The organism is Paraburkholderia sediminicola (genome assembly GCF_902859805.1).
Taxonomy (GTDB): Bacteria; Pseudomonadota; Gammaproteobacteria; order Burkholderiales; family Burkholderiaceae; genus Paraburkholderia; species Paraburkholderia sediminicola.
The window spans coordinates 327,126-347,356 of record NZ_CADIKC010000003.1 but is presented as its reverse complement, the minus strand read 5'-3'; the positions used below and the strand labels follow the sequence as shown (position 1 = coordinate 347,356).

The following is a 20,231-nucleotide window of genomic DNA, read 5'->3' as shown; positions in this document are numbered from 1 at the left end:
TCGACCTGCCGCCCAAAGCGATTGCATCCTGTCCTGCATCCCGCATCCGGCGCGAACCGACTCCAAACTAAATGCTGACCGACCATGAATACAACAACCGCTACCTCCACGGCACTCATTGAGAAAGCCGCTCGCGCCCCGAAGGCCGAGTTGCACATTCATATTGAAGGCTCGCTCGAACCCGAACTGATCTTCGCACTCGCCGAGCGCAACGGCGTGAAGCTCGCGTACGAGTCGATCGAAGCGCTGCGCGCCGCGTATGCGTTCACCGATCTGCAATCGTTCCTCGACATCTATTACGCCGGCGCGAGCGTGCTGCTGCACGAGCAGGATTTCTACGACATGACGACGGCGTATGTCGAACGCTGCCTCGCCGACAACGTGATTCACAGCGAAATCTTCTTCGATCCGCAGACGCACACGGAACGTGGCGTGCCGATCGCAACCGTTGTCGCCGGCATTGATCGCGCGTTGGCCGATGCGGAAAAGCGCGGCATGTCGAGCAAGCTGATTCTGTGTTTCCTGCGCCACTTGTCAGAAGAAGACGCGCTCGCCACGTTCGAAGAAGCGCTGCCGCTGTTCGAGCAATACAAGCATCGGCTGATCGGCGTGGGGCTCGATTCGTCGGAGCGTGGCCATCCGCCGTCGAAGTTCGAACGCGTCTTCGGTAAGGCACGCGCGCTCGGTTTGAAGCTGGTCGCCCATGCGGGCGAAGAAGGTCCGCCGTCGTATATCTACGAAGCGCTCGATCTGCTGAAAGTGGATCGCGTCGACCACGGCGTGCGCAGCATCGAAGACCCGGCGCTCGTCACGCGTCTGGCCGATACACGCGTCGCGTTGACCGTGTGCCCGCTGTCGAACCTCAAGCTCTGCGTGTTCGACGACATGACCAAGCACACGCTGAAGGACCTGCTCGATCGCGGCGTCGCCGTCACGGTGAATTCCGACGATCCGGCTTATTTCGGCGGTTACGTGAACGCCAACTATTTCGCCACCATCGACGCGTTGAAGCTCAACGATGCCGAGGTCTACACGATCATCCGCAACAGCTTCGAAGCGTCGTTCGTCACGCCCGAGCAACGCAGCGAACTGATCGCGAAGCTCGACGCGCACTGGCACCCAGGCGGCCCGCACTGACGGGCCAATGAATGGCAGCCGGCGGCGGCACGGGTTTGCTTCAGACCCGGAATCAAGCCGCCGTCTGCGCTGTCTAGCTCCTCACAAATACGGAGACGGTTTTTCCATGACTCAATCGGCACAAGCGACCCAATCAGCATTCCGCGCACAACTGCTGACCTTCAACGGCGACCCTGCGCAATCGCCCAACGCGGCGGTCTTCAACGAGGACGGTTTGCTGATCGTCGAAGACGGCCATGTTGTCGCAGCGGGCGCGTATGCAGCGCTTGCGGCGCAACTCGCGCCTGGCACCCATGTGCAGGAAATGCGTGACAAGCTGATCGTGCCGGGTTTCATCGATACGCACATCCACTATCCGCAGACCGACATGATCGCGTCGCCGGCGCCGGGTCTTCTGCCGTGGCTCGACACGTACACGTTCCCGACCGAGCGCCGTTTCACCGATCCGGCGTATGCGCGCGACACGGCGAGCTTCTTCGTCGAAGAACTGCTGGCTTGCGGCACGACCACCGCGCTCGTGTATTGCACGGTCCACAAGGAATCGGCCGACGCTCTCTTCACCGAAAGCGAAGCGCGCAATCTGCGCATGGTGGCCGGCAAGGTGCTGATGGACCGCAACTGCCCCGAGTTTCTGCGCGACACCGCGCAATCGGGCTACGACGACAGCGCCGAGCTGATCGGCCGCTGGCACAACCGTGGCCGCCAGATGTACGCGCTCACGCCGCGTTTCGCGCCGACTTCGACCGAAGCGCAACTCGAAGCGTGCGGCGTGCTGGCGGGCAAGCATCCGGACATCTTCATCCAGAGCCACGTCGCCGAGAACACCGACGAATGTAAATGGGTCGCCGATCTGTTCCCGGGCCACCGCAGCTATCTGGACATCTACGATCACTACGGCCTGCTGCGCCGCCGCGCGGTGTACGGCCATTGCATCTACCTCGACGAGGAAGACCGCAAGCGTATGGCGCAAACCGGCACGGTCGCCTCGCATTGCCCGACCTCGAATCTGTTCCTCGGCAGCGGCCTGTTCGACTTCGACAAGGCCGACGAAGCCGGCATGCCGATCGCGCTGGCAACCGACGTCGGCGGCGGCACCTCGTTCTCGATGCTGCAAACCATGAACGAAGCGCACAAGGTTGCACGTCTGACGGGCCATCATCTGACGGCCACGCGCATGTTCTATCTCGCCACCGCAGGCGCCGCTGAAGCGCTCGATCTGGCCGACAAGGTCGGCACGTTGAAGCCGAAGTCGGAAGCCGACTTCGTCGTGCTCGATCCGCAAGCTACGCCGCTGCTCGCGCGCCGTACCGCACGCACCGAATCGCTCGAAGAACTGCTGTTCGCGTTCGCGCTGCTCGGCGACGACCGCGCGATCTACGAAACGTATGCCGCGGGCAAGCGCGTGCATCGTCGCGACGACGTGCGTCAGCATGCGCCGCACGCGGCAAAGATCGCAGCCTGATCCGATTCGTGAGCAAACGCCTGAATTGATTCAGGCGGTTGAATGAAAAACGGCGCTTCCTCGAGGAAGCGCCGTTTTCATTTGCCCGAGCCGTGCAACCCGATCAACGGTCAACGATCCATGGTCAAACGTGAGTGCACACGTCGTGCAACGCATTCAGACGGCGCACCGGATCGGCGACATACGGATTCGACTCGTCCCACGCGTAACCCGCCAGCACCGCGCTGATCATGCGGCGGATCGACGGCGTCTGGTCCGGATAGAAAATGATGTCCTGCAACTCGCCGGTATACCAGCGCTCGACAAACGCACGGAACGTATCGATCCCCTTGCGCAACGGCACGTCATAAGCGGCCGACCAGTCGACCTGCTCGCCATTGAGTTGCCGGTTCAACGTCTGCACCGCGAGATGCGCGGAACGCAGCGCAATCGTCACGCCGGAAGAGAACACAGGATCGAGAAACTCCCCCGCATTGCCAAGCAACGCGTAGCCCGGTCCATGCAAGCGCTCGACGTTTGCCGCATAGCCGCCGATATGACGCACCGGCATCAGGAACGGTGCATTGCCGATCAACGGCCCGAGCGTCGGCTCCTGCTGGATCAACGCCCGCAGTTTCGCGTCGCGCCCAGCTTCCGGCACATCGAGGAAACTCGCCTCGGCGACACAGCCCACCGACGAACGGCCGCCCGCCAGCGGAATCATCCAGAACCACACATCGCGGCGTTCCGGATGCGTCGCCACGCAGATCTTGTTGCGATCGGTCGCGCCTGCAGGAATGCCATCGCGTACGTGCGTGAAGATTGCGGCGCGTGTCGGCATGCGCGTAGGCGCTTCGAGATTCAGCAAGCGTGGCAGCACGCGGCCGAAGCCGCTCGCGTCGAACACGAAGTGCGCCTCCACCTCATAGGCGTTTTCCGCTTCGTCGATCACCTCGAGCACCGGCTTGTTGCCGTTTTCGCCGGTTTGCATCGCGCGCACCGCATGGCCGAAGCGCACGTCGGCGCCCTGCTGGGCCGCACAGCGAATCAGAATATCGTCGAACACCGCGCGCTCGACCTGGTACGTGGTGCCCCAACCCGGCGAATGCTTGTCGCGGAAATCGAACGCCGACGACTGGCCGCGGTGAATGAAATGCGCGCCGTTCTTGTACTGGAAACCGGCTTCGACCACCGCCTGCAGCATGCCCGCCTCTTCGAGGTAGGCCATGCTTTGCGGCAGCAGGCTTTCGCCGATCGAGAAGCGCGGAAAATGCTGGCGCTCCAGCACCAGCACCGAGCGACCCGCCCGGCGCAGGAGCGCCGCTGCGACGGCGCCTGCCGGGCCCGCACCGATGATCGCTACGTCGACGGTTATGCGCTTTGACGAATGTGTACTCAAGGTTGCCTCAATCGTTTGCTTGCACGGAACAGCGTTACGCTGCATCCTTACTTTTCGTTACAATTACGCTTCACAGCAAGAACAAATTTCGTCGGAGCCCAGCGTGTCGCCATCCGAAACATCCCGTGTGCCTTTCGTGCCGGAAACGGCCTTCGGAATCTGGTTCCTGCGCACCTACACGTGGGAACATCACGTGCTGCGGGTCGCGATCAACGACCTCAAACGCCTGATCGACGCGCCCTTGCCTGCCGCACCGGTGATCGTCGACGTCGGCTGCGGACAAGGTATTTCGTTCCACCTGCTTGCCGACGCGTTCAAGCCGCGCCGCCTTGTCGGCGTCGATTTCCACGAGCCGTCTCTTACGCTTGCTGCCAATGCAGCCCGCGCGTGCCGAGACAAGCTCGCCGATATCGACGTGCTGCACGGCGACTGCGCGCAATTGCCGCTGCCCGATGCCAGCGCCGACATCGTGTTCTGTCATCAAACCTTCCACCATCTCGTCGAGCAGGACCGCGCGCTCGCCGAGTTCCGCCGCGTGCTCAAACCAGGCGGCATCCTGCTGTTCGCCGAATCCACCGACGCGTACATCAAATCGTGGGTGATCCGGCTGCTGTTCCGCCATCCCATGCACGTGCAAAAAAGCGCCGACGGCTACCTCGACATGATCCGCCGCGGCGGTTTCCGCTTCGAGCAGCGCAACGTCTCGCTGCCATATCTCTGGTGGAGCCGCGCGAAAGACTTCGGGCTCCTCGAGCGCCTCGGCCTGTACCACCCGCAACCTGGCAAGCGTCGTGAGACGCTCGTCAATGTCGCGGCAGTCAAGGCAGACTGAATTTCGCCAGTGCGGTGGCATGCCACCGCACTGGCAAGCATCACGGCATGCTGATTTGCGTGCTCATTTGCACGCTTGTTTGCACGCTCAACACCACTTCGGTGATCATTTGCCGCGCAGCGTCACCACATCGCCCTTCAGCGCCACACCAGCAATTACCGCACCCGCGCCACACGTGAACTCGGTCGCGCTCTCACGCACTTCGTTCTTGTAGTTGCTCTTGATGTTGATCACGGCATTGCCGCCTTCCTTGCGCGCGCGATCCTGCAACTCGATCACGGCCGAAAGGAACACGTGCTGGCACGCTTCCAGGTCGCTCTTGCCAAAGGCGTTGGTCTTCTTGTTGGTCGCGAACTCGCCGATCGTTTTGACCACGGCCGGATGCCGCTGGCCCGCGAAATACAACGCGATGTCGTCACTGACCTTGCCCGGTTCGCTCTGCAGCGCCGGTGCGACCGGATAGTTATCGACCGTGTCGCGGGCAAAAGCCGGAGTGGCGAGCGAAGCGAACAACGCGGCAAACAGCAGATTGCGTTTCATCGAGACTCCTGAGTGGTTTTTGTTGCTCTTGTGAGTTCTGAATCCGATTCGACCTAGTTCGCTTCCAGCACGACAAGCTGGCCGTTGACGGCAATGGCGGCCGCGCTCGGGCTCACGCCGCACGTGAAGTCGGTTGACGAGTTGCTCTCGGTGCTATGAAAGCGTGTCGATACGTCGATCACGGCGTTGGCATTGCGCTCGCGAGCTGCCGCGCGCAGCTTCTGCACGGCTTCGGCAAGCGCTTCATGACACGCGTCGTCCGGACTCGCCACCTTGCGCGCGATGCGCACCGAGAAGGACACGTCGCCCAACCTGGCCGTTACCGCCGGGTGGCTCTGCTGGCCGAAATACACCGGCACGCCCCCGCGCGACTGACCGCCGGCCGCCGCGAGCGGCACCGATTTCACGTCTGTGGCACATCCCGCTTGCGTCAGCACCACCACCGCCAACGCACCCAGCACAAAAACTCTTTTCATTTTTATTACCCTCGTTTTTTTAAAATCGCGGCCGGTTCAACCGCCCTGCCACCCTTCAAATATCAGGCTTGCGCAACTGCCGCCGAACCCGAATGAAATCGACATCGCCGAACCGATGCGTGCGTCGCGTGTCGTGCGCACGAGCGGCATGCCGTCGACGCCCGGCTCCGGCGTCTCGATGCCCGCCGTACCCGCGATAAAACCGTCGCGCATCATCAGCAATGTGTAGATCGCCTCGTGCGCGCCGCATGCGCCGAGCGGATGCCCGGTCATACCCTTGGTCGACGAAAACGCCGGGACATCTGCGCCAAATACGTCAGTCAATGCGCGCAATTCCTCGACGTCGCCAAGCGGCGTAGACGGTGCGTGCGTGTTGACGTAGTCCGGACGCTTGCCCGCTTCGCCCAACGCGCCACGCATCGCCCGCGCGATGCCGGCCGCATGCGGCGTGACCATGCCCGCGCGGTCCGTGCAGTCGCCGAAACCGGTCAGCTCGGCGTAAATGCGGGCTCCACGCGCCAACGCATGATCGAGCGATTCGAGCACCAGCACGCCGCCGCCCGAGGCGATCACGAAGCCGTCGCGCGCCGTGTCGTAGGGCCGCGAAGCACGCTGCGGCGTATCGTTGAAGCCGCGCGACAGTGCACCCATCGCGTCGAACATCAGCGTCATGTTGTCGTGCAAGGACTCGCTGCCACCGGCCAGCACGATCTTCTGGCGACCGGTCCGGATCAGCTGCATCGCCTGGCCAATCGCGAGCGCCGAGGTCGTGCATGCCGACGACGGCGAATAGCTCACACCCTCGAGTCCGAACACCTGCGCGACATTGGCCGACGCGGTGCTGCTCATCGCATGCGGAACCGTATATGGCGGCACTTTGTCAACGCCGCGGGAATTCGCAATCGACATGGACACGTCGTAACTCGACATCGTGCCGACGCCTGAGCCGATCACCGTGCCGGCGTGCGGCGAGCGCAACACGGCGAGGTCGAGCCCGGCATCGTCGATCGCTTTCTTCGCTGCGTGGCACGCAAAGCGCGCCGTGTCGCCCATGAAGCGTTCGAGCTTGCGATCGAACGGCGGCTCCTCTCCGACCGACGCGACGCCCGCCACCTGTGAGCCGAAACCGCGCTCACGCCACGCGTCGATCCGCTCGATGCGCGAGCGGCCCGCGCGCAGCGCGGCGGACACATCGCCGAGCGTATTGCCGAGGCACGACACGATCCCCATGCCGGTGACGACCACGCGTTGCATCGGCACGCTCATCGAACGCGCCTGAAAATCAGCGACGTGTTGATGCCGCCGAACGCAAAGTTGTTGCTCATCACATGTTCGGCGTCGATCTCACGACCCGCGCCGACGATGTAATCGAGCGGCGCGCAGGCCGGATCGACATTCTCCAGATTCAAGGTCGGCGCATACCAGTTACGCTTCATCATCTCGATGGTCCACCACGCCTCCAGCGCACCGCATGCACCGAGCGTATGGCCGACATAGCTCTTGAGCGAACTGATCGGCATGCGCGCGCCGAAGGTCTGCGCGGTCGCATGGCTCTCGGCGATGTCGCCGCGGTCCGTGGAGGTGCCGTGCGCGTTCACGTAGGCAATCGCTTCGGGCGGCAGTTGCGCATCTTTCAAAGCAAGCTGCATGGCCAGCGCCATGGTTTCGGCAGTCGGCTGGGTCATATGCGCGCCGTCCGAATTGCAGCCGAAGCCAACGATCTCCGCATGAATCCGCGCGCCGCGCGCCATCGCATGTTCGTATTCTTCGAGCACCAGCGTCGCCGCGCCTTCGCCAACCACGAGGCCGTCGCGCGCGGCGTCGAACGGACGCGGCGTGAGATGCGGCTCGTCGTTACGCGTGCTGGTGGCGTACAGCGTGTCGAATACGGCGACCGCCGGACCCGACATTTCTTCCGCGCCGCCTGCCAGCATCAGCGTCTGCTTGCCGGCCTGGATCGCCTCATACGCGTAGCCGATCGCCTGACTGCCCGATGCGCACGCGCACGAGGTCGGGATGATCCGCCCTTTCAGATCCCAGAACAGGCTGACGTTGACGGCCGTGGTGTGCGGCATCATCTGCACATAGCTGTTCGACGTGACGTCGCTCATCGAGCCGGTTTCGAGCATCGTGCCGAACGCACGAATCGGCTGCACCGAGCCCGACGATGAGCCGTAGGCGACGCCCATGCGACCGTCCTTGATGGATGCGTCGTCGGCGAGGCCCGCGTCGGCGAGCGCCAGTTCGCTTGCTCGCACCGAGTACATGGACACCGGCCCCATCGAGCGGGTTTTCTTGCGCGGGTAATGCACAGGCGCCGTGAAGCCCGGCAACGGACACGCGAGCCGCGTATGCAGCGACTCGAAGTAATCCCACTCGGGCATGCGGCGCACCGCATTCACGCCGCGCTTCAGGCGTGCTTCGATTGCGTCCCAGTCGTCACCGAACGCCGTGACGCCCCCCATGCCGGTAATGACGACGCGTTTCATTACACCATCCCACCATTGACGCCGATCACCTGACGCGTGACATACGAGGCCGCATCCGACATCAGGAAGCTGACCACGGACGCCACTTCGGCAGGCTGGCCGACGCGGTTCATCGGCACCGTCTTCAATGCCTGCTCGAGCGGCATGTCGTCGAGCATGCCGGTATCGATCAAACCCGGCGCGACGCAATTGACGGTGATGTTGCGCGTCGCCAGTTCGACGGCGAGCGCCTTGGACGCGCCGATCAGGCCGGCCTTCGCCGCGCTGTAGTTGACCTGGCCGCGATTGCCCATCACGCCGGAGACCGACGCGATCGTGACGATGCGCCCGCCCTTCTTCGCCCGCACCATCGGCATGGTCAGCGGATGGACGACGTTGTAGAACGAGTCGAGACCGGTTTCGATGACGATGTCCCAGTCTTCTTCGGTGAGCGCAGGGAACGCGGCGTCGCGCGTTACGCCCGCGCTGCATACGATGCCGTAATAGGCGCCGTGCGCCACGACATCTACTTCGAGCACTTCACGGCACGCGGCGCGATCGCGCACGTCGAATTGCAGCACGCGCGCCGTCCCGCCTTGCGCTGCGATGCCCGTTGCCACGGCTTCGGCTTCGGTGCGGCCCGTGCGGCAATGCACGGACACCGCGAAGCCGTCGGCGGCCAACTTGTACGCAATCGCGCGGCCGATGCCGCGGCTTGCGCCGGTAACGAGAACACGCCGGCTCATGAACTGAAACTCCCTTCGATGAATGACTGAAAATCGCGCGGCTGAAAGACCTTGATGACCGCCTCGGCGCAACACACGTCGCCATGGTGGATCGTGCATTCGTAGGCGCCGTGGCCTTCTTCGCTACGCAGCAATTCTGTTGCGCGGACCAGTAACTGTGCACCGCCGGCAAACGACGGTTGCAAAGCGCGATAGCTGCGCGAGCCGAGCAGCACACCGGGGCGCGCCTGGCCACCGCCGCGCATGGCCAGCAGCGCGACGTGCGCCGCGATAGTCTGCGCCATCAACTCGATACCGATCCATGCAGGCATCGCGCCGTCGGTGTCGGCATACCAGGCGTCGGCATGGACGGTGGCGCGCGCACTCAGTGCCTCTTCGCTGAACGCGCTCACGGCGTCGATCAGCAGCATGGTGCCGCGATGCGGGATGATCGTTTCGATCGGTTGCAGGATGAGATCCTGAATGGAGAACGTCTGGGTCATCGCGCGCGTCACCGTCCGAGAATCAGGCTGACATTGCTGCCGCCGAACGCAAACGAGTTGCTCATCACATACTGCGGTCCCGCGCCTTGCGGCAGGAAGCGCTCGGTTTCGACCAGGTCGAGCACCGGCAAAGCGGGATCCGCCTCGCCGTCCCATAGATGACGCGGCAGCGGCACGGGTTGCGAGCCATTCGCGCCCGCCAGCGTGAGCCATGCGAAGGCGAGCTCGGTCGCGCCCGCCGCGCCGAGCTGGTGACCCGTCAGCGGCTTGGTGCCGCTCGTCGCCACGCCGTTGGGGAAGACACGCGCCATCAGCTTCGCTTCCATCTCGTCGTTCTTGCGTGTAGCGGTGGCGTGCAGATTCACATAGCCGATGGCTGACGGTGCGACGCCCGCGTCGGCCAATGCGGCCTGCAGGGCGAGTTCGCCGCCCACCCCTTTGGGGTCCGGCGAGGAAATATGATGGGCATCGCTCGATTCGCCAACACCCGCAAGCCGTACTGCCGCTTCTTCGCGGCTCATCAGGAACACGGCTGCGCCTTCGCCGACATTGATCCCGCAGCGATTGCGGCTCATCGGATTGGTGCGTACGCCACTGGTCGATTCGAGCGAAGCGAAACCCTGCACCGTCAACTCGCACAACGAATCGACGCCACCCACCACCACCGCGTCGCACAGCCGTAATTGCAGCAGACGGCGCGCCGACGCAAAAGCCTTCGCGCTCGAGGTGCACGCGGTCGAGATCGTGAAGGCCGGGCCTTGCACGCCGAGCGCGGCGGCGGCGAACGGCGCGGCGGTCCCGATCTCCATCTGCCGGTAATTGAAGTTTGCGGGCAGATTGCCCGCTTGCGCCTGATAGACGAACGCGGCTTCGGCCGCTTCGATACCCGACGTGCTGGTGCCGAGCACCACGCCGATCCGATGCGCGCCGTAACGCTCGCGCGCCGCGTCGACTGACGGCGCGATCTGCGTCAGCGCGGCCAGCAGCAAGCGGTTATTGCGGCAGTCGTAGCGTGCGAGCCCGGCGGGCGGCGCCAGATCGAGCGGCGCGAGCACGCTGCCGACAAACGCTTCGCCAATGCCGGTATGCGCGTGCGCCATACCCGGTGCGTGACCGGCGACAAGCGCCGGGACGATTGCATCGAGGTCGCCGCCGAGCGCATTGATCATGCCGAGCGCGTGCAAATAAACTGATGGCGCCTTCATGCGGCCCTCCTTGATTCCGATGGCATGCCGATCGGCGCGAGCAGCACCGATACGAGGATGCCGAGCGCAAGCGTGGCACCGAAACTCTTCAGCGCAGGCATCGCGCTCATGCCGAGCATGCCGAACGACAACAGCGTGGTGGCCGACGATAGCAGCACACCGGTCCACACCGCGCCGAGATCGGCGTCCGCGCGCAAGCAGCCTTCGCGCAGAAACACCGCATAGTTTGCGCCAACGCCGAGCACCAGCATCAGCGCGAGCCAGTTGAACAGATTGAGCGGCACGTGAGCGTAACCAAACACCGCAAGCGTGACGACGACCGCGAGCAGCACCGGTAACGTCACGGCAATGCCGCCGCGCGCGCGGTAGCGCAGCATCAGCAGGACGAGCACGAGCGCGAGCGCACCGCCGAGCCACCAGCCGCTATCCACGCGATACGCGCCGAATAGCTTCGAGACGCTCGCCGCCTTGTCGACGAATACGACGCCGGGCAGCGCCTGCGCCGTGGCGATCAGCGCGGGTTCGTTCTGCGGCGTCACGCCTTGTGGAATCACGACTGACGCATACGCTTTGGTGGCCGGATCGACTTCACCCAGCCACAGATGCCTGTAGGGCTGCGACCACGGTGCGCCGAGCCACGTCTCGACCGTAAGCAGCGGCTGCGGTTTTGCATACGCGGCGAGCCAGGCATCGGCGACTTCGTCTTTAAAGCCCGCTTGCAGCAGCGTGTCACGCAACGCCGCGGGATCGTTGAATACGTGCTGCGCCAGCAATGCACGGTCTGCGTTTTGCTGCTTCGCAGACGGCACGAATTGCGCCACGGACTGATAGCTGCCGACCTTGTTCGCGGTGCCGTTCAATCCGTCCAGCTTCACGCCCAGCGCTTCGGCGCGTTGCAAGACGATTTCCGGCGTCTCGCCGCGAACCACAAAAAATTGCGCGCTGTTATCGACACCCACCGCCGCGCGCACTTTGTCTTCCTGCGCGACCAGCGAAGGATCACGCTGGATCAGCAGATGGATATCGTCGTCGCTCGTCAGACGCAACCAGCCGGGAATCGCCACGATCAGCAACAACGCTGCGACGAACCACGCGCGCTTGCCGCCGATCGTGCGATGCCAGACTGTCAGCAGACGCGCGGCACCCGCGAACAGGTGCCGCGGGCCGCGCTTCGGCGGGCGCGTGAGCAACGCGGGCAGCAACCACAGCACGGAGGCATACGCCGTCACAATGCCTGCCATCGCGAAGCATGCAATCTGCTTGAGCGCGGGGAACGGCACCCACGTGAGAATCGCGTAGCCGAGCAGGCTGGTGGCAAGCGCGACCGTCAAGGCCGGGCGCACGGCACGCGCGCCACGACGCGAATCCCAATCGCGCTCCGCGCCGAGATAGACCACGAAATACTGAATCGAATAATCGACCGCTTCGCCGATCAGGCTCGCGCCAAACACCAGCGTCAGCAGATGCAATTGACCGAACACCAGCATCGTGACCGCAAGCGCACAGACGATACCGAGCGCCGTCGAAACGAAACCGAGCAGCAACAGACGAGGTGAGCGGAACACCCACATCATCAGCAACGCAATCCCGCACAGCGACGCGACGCCGATCAGATGCACCTCATGTTCCGACGCGCTACGGGCCGACTCCGCGTAGAACACCGCCCCGGTCCTCGCCACCGACACATCAGGGAACGCCTGCTTCAAGCTGCTTTCACCTTGCGCAAGCGCGGCGAGCACGGCGTGCTGCGTTTTCGACTCGTAGGCGGAGCCCGGCAACGTGGCGACGATCAGCACGCTGGTCGCGCTGCCGCGATGCGACACCAGCATGTTGTCTTCGAGTTCGAGATTCGACGTGGCGAGCGGCAAAGCGCCGAGCCAGTGTTCGAGCCAGCCGAACGGATCGTCGGCGAGCGGCGTGGTCAGGCCGCCGCGCAATGGACTGTAGATACGCTGCGCAAGTGCGTCGTGCAGCGTAGTGCTTGAAGCATTGCTTTGCGCGAGTGCCGTACGGTCAGCGGGCGCCAGCAAACCGAACCGATACGGCATATACAACGCGGCGATCTGCGACAGATCGAACGGCGGCAACTCCGCCGTCACCGAGCCGAACGCCCCGCTCTTCTGCAACGATGCGCTGAGTTGTTTCGCCGCCGTTTTGGCGTGCGCGTCATCGTTGCTGGTGACGAGAAAAACCGTGCGGTCGCCCAGCGCACTCGCGAGCGTATCGACCGCCTTCTCGGCGACCGGATCCGCTTCCGTGGCAGGCAGCAACGCCAACAGATTGGTCTGCAGCGGCGAGGGTCCCGCGAAACGCCAGCCGCAGTACAGCGCTGCGGCGAGCGCGAGCAGCAGCCACGCGGCGCGCATGCCCCACGCCTGTTTCGCGGATCGCTGTTGCAGCACGTGCATTACGGCGCTCCGAGCAGGCTGCGCTCAGCCGGCGTCGGTTCGGTCACTGCCGCGCTTTTCGCAAAGTCGAGTTTCGTGATGTCGCCGTTCGCGAGCGTGATGCGCAAGCCTTGGAGATAGTCGCCGCCGTTCATTTGCAAACCTTTGATCGACTGCGCGATCTGCGGCTGGTTCGGCGTGAGTTGCATGCGCCACTGCGCGGCGCTGCCTTCGGCCTGCACGTCGAATTGCGAGTACAGCGCCGACAGATCGCCGCCGAGCATCGCGCGCATCATCTTCGATACCTGCGCGACGCCGCGTGTGCCCTGGGCACTGTGCGCCGTCACGCGCTGGCCGTTGGCGTCGACTTCGGCGACGCCTGCGTCGGTGATCACGTAGGTGGCTTTGTACGGTGTGTCGATCTGCCAGATCACGCCACGATCGCGGAAGAACAGCAGCGAACCCGTGCTGACGAGCGGCTGCTTCATCGCGGCGAGCGTTTGCGTTTGCGTGAATTGCGCGCGAACACCCTTGGCCTGGGCGAGATGGGAGGCGATCTGCGAGACAAGCGCCGGGTTGCCGGCGGACTGTGCGGTTTCAGCCGCAGACGCCACTGTCGGCCATGCTGCCAGGCTCGTTACGCTTAGTGTGCCTAGCGCGAGCAACGCTACCGCTGCCACACCGCGCAAGCTCATCGTCCCCATACACGCTCCAGCTTTTCGAATACGACGGGCGGCGACACGAACTGCAATTCCTGCGTCGCGGCATCGACCGCGACCTGGATCGTGTAGCCCTTCGTCAATCGCGTACCGGATGCGCAGTCGACAATTTCATAGCCTATTTTCAGGCGGTTTTCGTGTTCGAGCAGTTGTGTGCGCACTTCGAGCGCCTGGCCGTAAGTCGCCGGGCGCACATACTTCAGATGCGCCTCGACGATCGGCCATACGTAACCTGAAGCCTGCATCTCGCGGTAGTCGTAGTCGAACGTGCGCAGGAGCGCCGCGCGGCCGATCTCGAAGTACTTCAGGTAGTGGCCATGCCAGCACACGTTCATCGCGTCGACGTCGTGAAACGGCACTTCGACCATCGCGCTGGCTGTCAGCACTTTAGGGGAGCCGCTCATGCGTTCGGGCCTCCGCGATAGTCGTCCAACAGATCGCAGGCGGCGATGCGCGCAGTCAGCGCGCGCAGGTCGCTTTCCAGCGCGCGGTCTTCGTCGACGAACGGCGACTGCGCCGTCACGCTATCGATGAAGGCCTGCAGCGGTGCGGGAACCGGCGTGGTGCTGTCGATCTTCAAGCGCAGACGCGCGGCTTGCACCGTCGCCAGCGTATGCGCGGCGGCGACCTGCTCGGTCAATTCCAGCACACGCAAACAGTCGCGCGCGGCGATCGTGCCCATGCTGACCTTGTCCTGATTGTGCGCCTCGGTCGAACGCGAGAACACGCTGGCGGGCAGCGTGTTCTTCAACGCTTCCGCCGTCCATGCAGACGACGAAATCTGCACCGCCTTGAAACCGTGATTGATCGCGGCACGCGCGGGAGCAGCGCCCGACAGGTTGCGCGGCAAACCGTTGTTGAAATTCACGTCGACCAGCAGCGCGAGCTGCCGGTCCATCAGATCGGCGAGATTGGCGACCGCGACTTTCAGCGAGTCCATCGCGAACGCGATATGGCCGCCGTAGAAGTTACCGCCGTGCAGCACGCGCTCGTTGTCGGGATCGATCAACGGGTTGTCGTTCGCGCTGTTCAGTTCGTTCTCGATATCGCGGCGCACCCACGACAAGGCATCGCGCGCAACGCCGATCACATGCGGCGCACAGCGAATCGAATAGCGATCCTGCAGACGATGCCCCGGCGTATCGTCGCGCCCGCTCAGATCGTCGCGAATCCACGCTGCGGCTTCGGCCTGGCCTGCATGCGGCTTCACTTCGAACAACATCGCGTCGAAGTGCGCGGCACGGCCGTCGAGCGCCACGGTAGAGAGCGCGGTGAGACGTGCGGTGAGGCGCGTGAGATGATCGGCACGCGCGAACGCGAGACAGGCGAGGCCCGTCATCACGGCGGTGCCGTTCATCAGCGCAAGACCTTCCTTCGGCGCGAGCGTCAGTGGCTCGTGACCCAGTTCGGTCCAGACCTCGCGCACGTTGCGCAGACTGTCTTCGAACATCACATCGCGCTCACCTGCGAGCGCGGCGGCCACGTACGAGAGCGGCGTCAGGTCGCCGCTTGCACCAACCGAGCCTTCCGACGGAATGCGCGGCAACACGCGATGATTGATCAGATCGGCAAGGCGTTCGAGCAACACCGGGCGCACACCGGAGAAACCGTAGGCCAGCGAGTTGAGTCGCGCGGCGATCACCGCGAGCGTTTGCGCGTCGTCGAGATACTGGCCCATGCCGCAGCCGTGGTAACGCGTCAACTGTAACGGCAACGCTTCGACGAGTTCCATCGGCACGTCGACCACGCACGCGTCGCCATAGCCGGTGTTGACGCCGTACACAGTCGCGCCCGACGCCAGATGCCGGCGCAGAAAATCCGCGCCGCGCTGAATGCGCGCGCGCCACGCCGGATCGGCGCTCAACGCAACCGGTGCGCGATGGTGGGCGATCGCGACAACTTCCTCGATCGTCAGTTTGCGGCCGCCGATCGTTACCGCCGCCGACTTTGTACCGGCGTTTTTTTGTGCGCTAACGTTCGGCGCCTCGATCAGATCATGTTCGGCCATGTGTGCCTCGCTTGGGGCTGGCCCAGAAATCGAAGAAATTGAACCATTGATAAGGTGCCTTGCGGCAATAGTGTTCGAGGCGCGCGGCGTAACGCTGCGCCCACGCGGCGAGATGCTGCGCGCGTTCGCGGCGCGGCAGTTCAATGCGCTCGGCGAACGGCTCGAAATACAGGCGATAGCCGTCGCGCTCTTTCAGGCAGAAGAACAGATAGACAGGGCAGCCCAACGCGTGCGCGAGCACATAGGGACCTTGCGCGAATGGCGCGGTCGAGCCGAGAAACTGCGCTTCGGTCGTGCGGCCCGCTTCGTGGGCCGGCACGCGGTCGCCGACGATCACCAGCAGCTCGCCCGCATCGACGCGCTCCTGCATCATCATCGCGGTCTCGGGACCGAAGTCGCTGACTTCGAGCAGATGCCGCGCGAACTGGCTATTCGCCGACGCGAGCACGCTGTTGAAACGCCGCGCGTGTTCGGTGTAGACGACGGCAGTGACTTTCGCGTAGGCGCCCTGCGCGGCGAGCGCGCGGGTCATTTCCAGATTGCCGAGATGCGCGCCGATCACGAGCGCACCTTTACCGCTTGCCACCAATGCTTCGAATGCCGAAGGATCTTCGAATTTGACGTCGGCATTGTTGACACGGCCGGACCATGCCGCGAGCTTGTCGAAACCCGATTGAGCGAACGCCAGCATGTGGCGATAGGCGGACAACCAACCCGGGCGCGGCGTATCGCCGTGCGGTGCGGCCTCGCCAAGACGCCTGAAGTAGTTGCTCGACGCCTCGCGTGCAGCGCGGCCCGTCAACAAAAAATACGCGACGATCGGATGCAGCCAGAGCGCCGTGAAACGGCGGCCGAACAGCTTGCAACTGAGCGCGAGCAAGGACATGCCCAGATGGCTGCCGCGTTCGGCGATTCGCCACCAGTCCTGAGGGCTGTGTTCGTTTTTTTCAGCGTGCTGGCCGGGTGCGTTCTGGTCGCCCTGCTTGACCGCCTCACTGGCGATCGCCGAACGGCGTGGCATCACTTTGTGCGCGAGCAGCATCGGCAAACGCAACAGCATGCCGAACACGAGGCGCGTGTGGCTGCGGCTGATGCGCACGTTGTCCCACAGCACGTCGAAATGCGAGACGCCATCGCTTGCATAGGTGACGCGCGTCGGAATCGAGCGGAACGCGGCGCGCCGCCAGTACAGGCGCACAAGAATTTCGATGTCGAAGTCCATGCGCGTCGGCAGTTGCACGCTGTCGATCAGCTCGCAGGCCAGCGCAAGCGGATACAGACGGAAGCCGCACATCGAATCGCGGATTGTCAGCGAGAGCGTTTCGATCCACACCCACACGTGTGTCAGATAACGGCCGTAGAGGCGCGATTTCGGCACGCTCTCGTCGTAGACCGGGCGGCCGAGAATCACCGCGCCCGGCTCGGCAAGCGCTGCATCGATAAAGCGCGGCACGTCAGCTGCATCGTGCTGGCCGTCGGCATCGATCTGCAGAGCGTGCGTGTACTTCGCCGCGCGTGCGGCGCGCAGTCCCGCCATCACCGCCGCGCCCTTGCCGCCGTTAACCGGCAAACGCAGCAGCGTGAGCTGCCCTGCGTATTGTTGCGCGAGCGAAGCGAGCACCTGCTGGGTCGCCTCATCGCTGCCGTCGTCGACCACAAAGATCGGCAAGCCGTGCACCGCGAGATGGGCAACGGTCGCGCCGATCGCGTCCTTGTGGTTATAAATCGGAATGACGATGCAAGGAGCGAAGCGCATCATGCGGGCTCCCGATACACGATCACGCCGGATGCGCATTCACGGCCGCTCAGCTGGTACGCGAACTGCACGCGGCCACGCGCGGCGTCGTGTGCGAGTGTGAGATTCAGCACCGCGCCCGGCGGCACCGGCGCCATGAATTTGAGGCGGTCGACCGATGCCAGCGTGCGCACGGCGGGCACGTGTTCAGCCGCCAGATGCATCGCCCAGTGCACCTGGACCACGCCCGGCAGAATCGGCAGACCGGGAAAGTGGCCGGCGAAATGCACGAGGGTCGGCGGCACGCGCAGTTCGTAGTGCAACGTGTCGGCACTGCGGGCTTCGGCGAGCACTTCCACGCCATCCGCGCGCGGCTCGAATGCCGCCGCGACGGCGGCCACCGGCAGCTTGCCTCGCGCGTCGAACGGCAACGTGAGGCGAAAACGCCAATGACGCGGCAGCACCACCACGTCGAAATATTCAGCGAGATGCCGGCGCAGGGTTTTCGCGATTTGCACGCGGCCTTCGTCGCGCAATGCCTCGCAGCCGGCTTCGGTCAGCGCCACGACGGCGCCGACGCGTTCGCGAGACGCGCCTTCCAGCGGCACAATCGCCGCTTGCGCGACATACGGATGCAGCGCGAGACGCGCTTCGAGTTCCGGCAGCGACACGCGCTTGCCGTCCAGCTTGAGCACGCGATCGAGGCGGCCTTGCAGGCGGAAGCGGCCATCGGCGTCGAACGCGATCTTGTCGTCCGTGCGATGCCAGCCAGTGTGATCGAGATGCGGCGAGCGGACATTCAGCGCGCCGTCGTCGTCGCGGCGCACTTCAATGCCGACCACCGGCTGCCAGGCATCAGTTTGATCCTGCCGACGCCACGCGATGCCACCGGTTTCCGTACTGCCGTAGATTTCGAGCGGCGCCGCGCCATAAGCAGCGGCATATTCCTGCGCGGCTTCCAGGGCGAGCGGGCCGCCCGAAGAAAAGAATGCGCGCGGCGCCGGCGTCAACGCGGCGAAGCCGGGCAACGCGGGCCAGCGCGACAGTTGCGCGGGCGTCGAGACAACCACCGTCGCGCCGCATTGCTCGATCTGCGTTTGTAGATGCAAAGGCTCGATGCTGATCGTGCGGTCGAACGCACGGCCCGCCGCAAGCGGCCACAACACGCGAAACAGCAAACCGTAGATGTGATGATGCGGCACGCTCGCGAGCATCGTCGCATCACCGACCAGAGCGCCCCACTGCTTTTCGAGCGTATGCACTTCGGCGTTGAATTGCGCGAGGGTCTTGCGGATCGGCTTGGGGGCGCCGCTGCTGCCGGAGGTGTAGAGCGTCAACGGAGCTTGCGGATCGATCGTGTGTGAGATGCCTCGGGTGTGTGTGGCGTCGGCGTCGGCTTCAGCGTCTTGCGCATCTTCTCGCACACCGCGCGGCAGATCGGCGTCGGTCAGCACGGCGTCGTACGCATCGGCCAGATCGGCGAGATAGCCAGGCGTCGCGTTGGCCGGAATCACCGGCTCCTTGCCGCACGCGAACAGCGCAAACAGCGCGCAGGCGAAATCGAACGGATCGTCGATACACAACGCATAGCGGCGCGCGTCCTGCGTTTGCATCAGCGTGACCAGCGCCGACACGCGGGCGCGAAACGCTGCGCGGTCGAGCACCGTAGCGCCGTCGCGGCACACCGGTGCATTCAAGACGGCGGCCCCATGGCCCGCCGACAACAGATCGTGCAAGGCAATCATGCCGCCTCCGAACGCGCGGCTCGCGGCAGCACCACCAGATAACGCCAGATGACCTCGGCGACCAGCAGCACGCCGATCAGCCCATAGGCGATCGCGCCGTTGTAGAGCGACCAGTTTGCGCGGCTCCAATAGAGCGCCGTATAAGCGGAGAACGCGCCGTTCAGCGCGAAGAATACGCACCACACCTGAGTCACGCGCCACGTATGGCGCACGGCGCCAGGCGGCAAATCCGGATTGCCCAGCCGCGCGAATTTTTCGATCATCGACGGCCCGCGCACGAGCGTCGCACCGAACGCGATCAGCAGCCCCAGATTGACGAGCGACGGATAGAGGCGCAGCAGCAACTCGCTGTTGGTGAACACGATTGCTGCCGATGCGCAGCTCAGCAAGCCGACCACGGTCCAGTCGATCGAGGAGAGCCGACGCAGCGAGGTCGCGACCGGACCGCTGCCGGCCCAGCGTTGCAGCCACAGAATCGCAAACAGCATGCAACCGACATAGCGCGGCGTGTCCCAGCGCCAGGCACACAGAATCAACGCGGGATACGCGAGTTTCAGCAGAACCTGCACCACCGTTTTGGCCCAGTGGCGCTCAGTGCCGGGCGATGCCCCGGCGGGCTGGCTCGCCTCCGCTTGCATTCGCGAGCGCACGGATGGCATCAGCCTTGTGCCGCCAACAGGGATTCGACCGCACCGATCACATCGCCGACCGTGCGCACCGACTTGAATTCTTCCGGCTTGATGCGGCGGCCGGTCATTTCCTGCAGTTTGATCGCGAGGTCGACGGCGTCGATGCTGTCGAGATCGAGGTCCTCGAAGAGATGCGCGTCTGGCGTCACGCGCTCCGGCTCGATCGCGAAGTTCTCTTTGAAGATGGCGCGGATGCGCTCAAGAATCTCTGCCTCGTTCACG

At 64.2% G+C, this 20,231-nt stretch carries 19 protein-coding genes; 3 read left to right on the top strand and 16 right to left on the bottom strand.

What is annotated here, in order from left to right; translation table 11 throughout:
* Positions 1–84 precede the first annotated feature (84 nt).
* Positions 85–1,137 carry an adenosine deaminase gene (locus tag R8871_RS13900; RefSeq protein ID WP_175050981.1) on the top strand — a complete coding sequence of 351 codons (1,053 nt, stop codon included), beginning with the start codon at positions 85–87 and terminating at the stop codon, positions 1,135–1,137.
* 106 nt (positions 1,138–1,243) lie between these two features.
* A complete protein-coding gene (gene guaD, locus R8871_RS13895) occupies positions 1,244–2,599 on the top strand; it encodes a guanine deaminase (RefSeq protein ID WP_175050980.1) in 1,356 nt (451 codons plus the stop codon).
* Between the two features lie 124 nt (positions 2,600–2,723).
* Here the strand turns inward: guaD and R8871_RS13890 are convergent, their stop codons facing one another.
* Positions 2,724–3,977 carry an NAD(P)/FAD-dependent oxidoreductase gene (locus R8871_RS13890; protein WP_175050979.1) on the bottom strand — a complete coding sequence of 418 codons (1,254 nt, stop codon included), beginning with the start codon at positions 3,975–3,977 and terminating at the stop codon, positions 2,724–2,726.
* Between the two features lie 103 nt (positions 3,978–4,080).
* Here R8871_RS13890 and R8871_RS13885 point away from each other — a divergent pair, with 103 nt between their 5' ends.
* A complete protein-coding gene (locus R8871_RS13885) occupies positions 4,081–4,809 on the top strand; it encodes a class I SAM-dependent methyltransferase (RefSeq protein ID WP_175050978.1) in 729 nt (242 codons plus the stop codon).
* A gap of 105 nt (positions 4,810–4,914) precedes the next feature.
* On the opposite strand, the gene R8871_RS13880 is transcribed toward R8871_RS13885, so the two are convergent.
* Genes R8871_RS13880 through R8871_RS13810 form a run of 15 tightly spaced genes read right to left on the bottom strand, consistent with a single transcriptional unit; the run spans position 4,915 to position 20,230 of the window.
* Positions 4,915–5,349 carry an excinuclease ABC subunit A gene (locus R8871_RS13880; protein WP_175050977.1) on the bottom strand — a complete coding sequence of 145 codons (435 nt, stop codon included), beginning with the start codon at positions 5,347–5,349 and terminating at the stop codon, positions 4,915–4,917.
* 53 nt (positions 5,350–5,402) lie between these two features.
* Positions 5,403–5,825 (bottom strand): signal peptidase, encoded by a 423-nt coding sequence (locus R8871_RS13875; protein ID WP_175050976.1) that lies wholly within the window; start codon positions 5,823–5,825, stop codon positions 5,403–5,405.
* 36 nt (positions 5,826–5,861) lie between these two features.
* Complete coding sequence (locus R8871_RS13870) at positions 5,862–7,091, bottom strand: beta-ketoacyl-[acyl-carrier-protein] synthase family protein (protein ID WP_175050975.1); 1,230 nt, start codon at positions 7,089–7,091, stop codon at positions 5,862–5,864.
* The gene (locus R8871_RS13865; RefSeq protein WP_175050974.1) at positions 7,088–8,314 is read right to left on the bottom strand and encodes a beta-ketoacyl-ACP synthase; all 1,227 of its coding nucleotides are present in this window, start codon (positions 8,312–8,314) and stop codon (positions 7,088–7,090) included. The genes R8871_RS13870 and R8871_RS13865 overlap by 4 nt, the downstream gene beginning before the upstream one ends.
* On the bottom strand, positions 8,314–9,039 hold the full coding sequence (locus R8871_RS13860) for a 3-ketoacyl-ACP reductase FabG2 (protein ID WP_093639119.1): 726 nt from the start codon (positions 9,037–9,039) through the stop codon (positions 8,314–8,316). The genes R8871_RS13865 and R8871_RS13860 overlap by 1 nt, the downstream gene beginning before the upstream one ends.
* Positions 9,036–9,521: a hotdog family protein gene (locus R8871_RS13855; protein WP_175050973.1), complete on the bottom strand. Its 486-nt coding sequence runs from the start codon at positions 9,519–9,521 to the stop codon at positions 9,036–9,038. The genes R8871_RS13860 and R8871_RS13855 overlap by 4 nt, the downstream gene beginning before the upstream one ends.
* A gap of 8 nt (positions 9,522–9,529) precedes the next feature.
* Complete coding sequence (locus R8871_RS13850) at positions 9,530–10,726, bottom strand: beta-ketoacyl-[acyl-carrier-protein] synthase family protein (RefSeq protein WP_175050972.1); 1,197 nt, start codon at positions 10,724–10,726, stop codon at positions 9,530–9,532.
* Positions 10,723–13,134: an MMPL family transporter gene (locus R8871_RS13845; RefSeq protein ID WP_175050971.1), complete on the bottom strand. Its 2,412-nt coding sequence runs from the start codon at positions 13,132–13,134 to the stop codon at positions 10,723–10,725. The genes R8871_RS13850 and R8871_RS13845 overlap by 4 nt, the downstream gene beginning before the upstream one ends.
* The gene (locus tag R8871_RS13840; protein WP_175050970.1) at positions 13,134–13,817 is read right to left on the bottom strand and encodes a LolA family protein; all 684 of its coding nucleotides are present in this window, start codon (positions 13,815–13,817) and stop codon (positions 13,134–13,136) included. The genes R8871_RS13845 and R8871_RS13840 overlap by 1 nt, the downstream gene beginning before the upstream one ends.
* Entirely contained in the window at positions 13,805–14,236 is a 432-nt protein-coding gene (locus R8871_RS13835; RefSeq protein WP_175050969.1) for an acyl-CoA thioesterase, read from the bottom strand. The genes R8871_RS13840 and R8871_RS13835 overlap by 13 nt, the downstream gene beginning before the upstream one ends.
* The gene (locus R8871_RS13830) at positions 14,233–15,840 is read right to left on the bottom strand and encodes an HAL/PAL/TAL family ammonia-lyase (protein WP_175050968.1); all 1,608 of its coding nucleotides are present in this window, start codon (positions 15,838–15,840) and stop codon (positions 14,233–14,235) included. The genes R8871_RS13835 and R8871_RS13830 overlap by 4 nt, the downstream gene beginning before the upstream one ends.
* Positions 15,827–17,596, bottom strand: coding sequence for a glycosyltransferase family 2 protein (locus tag R8871_RS13825; protein WP_175051305.1), 1,770 nt, complete (start codon positions 17,594–17,596; stop codon positions 15,827–15,829). The genes R8871_RS13830 and R8871_RS13825 overlap by 14 nt, the downstream gene beginning before the upstream one ends.
* Entirely contained in the window at positions 17,596–19,320 is a 1,725-nt protein-coding gene (locus tag R8871_RS13820; RefSeq protein WP_175050967.1) for an AMP-binding protein, read from the bottom strand. Before R8871_RS13820 ends, R8871_RS13825 begins: the two co-directional genes overlap by 1 nt.
* Positions 19,317–19,979: a COG4648 family protein gene (locus tag R8871_RS13815; protein WP_175050966.1), complete on the bottom strand. Its 663-nt coding sequence runs from the start codon at positions 19,977–19,979 to the stop codon at positions 19,317–19,319. Before R8871_RS13815 ends, R8871_RS13820 begins: the two co-directional genes overlap by 4 nt.
* Positions 19,979–20,230, bottom strand: coding sequence for an acyl carrier protein (locus R8871_RS13810; RefSeq protein WP_093639096.1), 252 nt, complete (start codon positions 20,228–20,230; stop codon positions 19,979–19,981). The genes R8871_RS13815 and R8871_RS13810 overlap by 1 nt, the downstream gene beginning before the upstream one ends.
* Between the last annotated feature and the right edge of the window lies 1 nt (position 20,231).

What these genes read in the sequence shown, in the direction of transcription:
- R8871_RS13900 (WP_175050981.1), top strand. Translation starts at nt 85, where the DNA reads ATGAATACAACAACCGCTACCTCCACGGCACTCATTGAGAAAGCCGCT.
- guaD (WP_175050980.1), top strand. Translation starts at nt 1,244, where the DNA reads ATGACTCAATCGGCACAAGCGACCCAATCAGCATTCCGCGCACAACTG.
- R8871_RS13880 (WP_175050977.1), bottom strand. Translation starts at nt 5,349, where the DNA reads ATGAAACGCAATCTGCTGTTTGCCGCGTTGTTCGCTTCGCTCGCCACT.
- R8871_RS13875 (WP_175050976.1), bottom strand. Translation starts at nt 5,825, where the DNA reads ATGAAAAGAGTTTTTGTGCTGGGTGCGTTGGCGGTGGTGGTGCTGACG.
- R8871_RS13870 (WP_175050975.1), bottom strand. Translation starts at nt 7,091, where the DNA reads ATGAGCGTGCCGATGCAACGCGTGGTCGTCACCGGCATGGGGATCGTG.
- R8871_RS13865 (WP_175050974.1), bottom strand. Translation starts at nt 8,314, where the DNA reads ATGAAACGCGTCGTCATTACCGGCATGGGGGGCGTCACGGCGTTCGGT.
- R8871_RS13860 (WP_093639119.1), bottom strand. Translation starts at nt 9,039, where the DNA reads ATGAGCCGGCGTGTTCTCGTTACCGGCGCAAGCCGCGGCATCGGCCGC.
- R8871_RS13855 (WP_175050973.1), bottom strand. Translation starts at nt 9,521, where the DNA reads ATGACCCAGACGTTCTCCATTCAGGATCTCATCCTGCAACCGATCGAA.
- R8871_RS13850 (WP_175050972.1), bottom strand. Translation starts at nt 10,726, where the DNA reads ATGAAGGCGCCATCAGTTTATTTGCACGCGCTCGGCATGATCAATGCG.
- R8871_RS13845 (WP_175050971.1), bottom strand. Translation starts at nt 13,134, where the DNA reads ATGCACGTGCTGCAACAGCGATCCGCGAAACAGGCGTGGGGCATGCGC.
- R8871_RS13840 (WP_175050970.1), bottom strand. Translation starts at nt 13,817, where the DNA reads ATGGGGACGATGAGCTTGCGCGGTGTGGCAGCGGTAGCGTTGCTCGCG.
- R8871_RS13835 (WP_175050969.1), bottom strand. Translation starts at nt 14,236, where the DNA reads ATGAGCGGCTCCCCTAAAGTGCTGACAGCCAGCGCGATGGTCGAAGTG.
- R8871_RS13830 (WP_175050968.1), bottom strand. Translation starts at nt 15,840, where the DNA reads ATGGCCGAACATGATCTGATCGAGGCGCCGAACGTTAGCGCACAAAAA.
- R8871_RS13825 (WP_175051305.1), bottom strand. Translation starts at nt 17,596, where the DNA reads ATGCGCTTCGCTCCTTGCATCGTCATTCCGATTTATAACCACAAGGAC.
- R8871_RS13820 (WP_175050967.1), bottom strand. Translation starts at nt 19,320, where the DNA reads ATGATTGCCTTGCACGATCTGTTGTCGGCGGGCCATGGGGCCGCCGTC.
- R8871_RS13815 (WP_175050966.1), bottom strand. Translation starts at nt 19,979, where the DNA reads ATGCCATCCGTGCGCTCGCGAATGCAAGCGGAGGCGAGCCAGCCCGCC.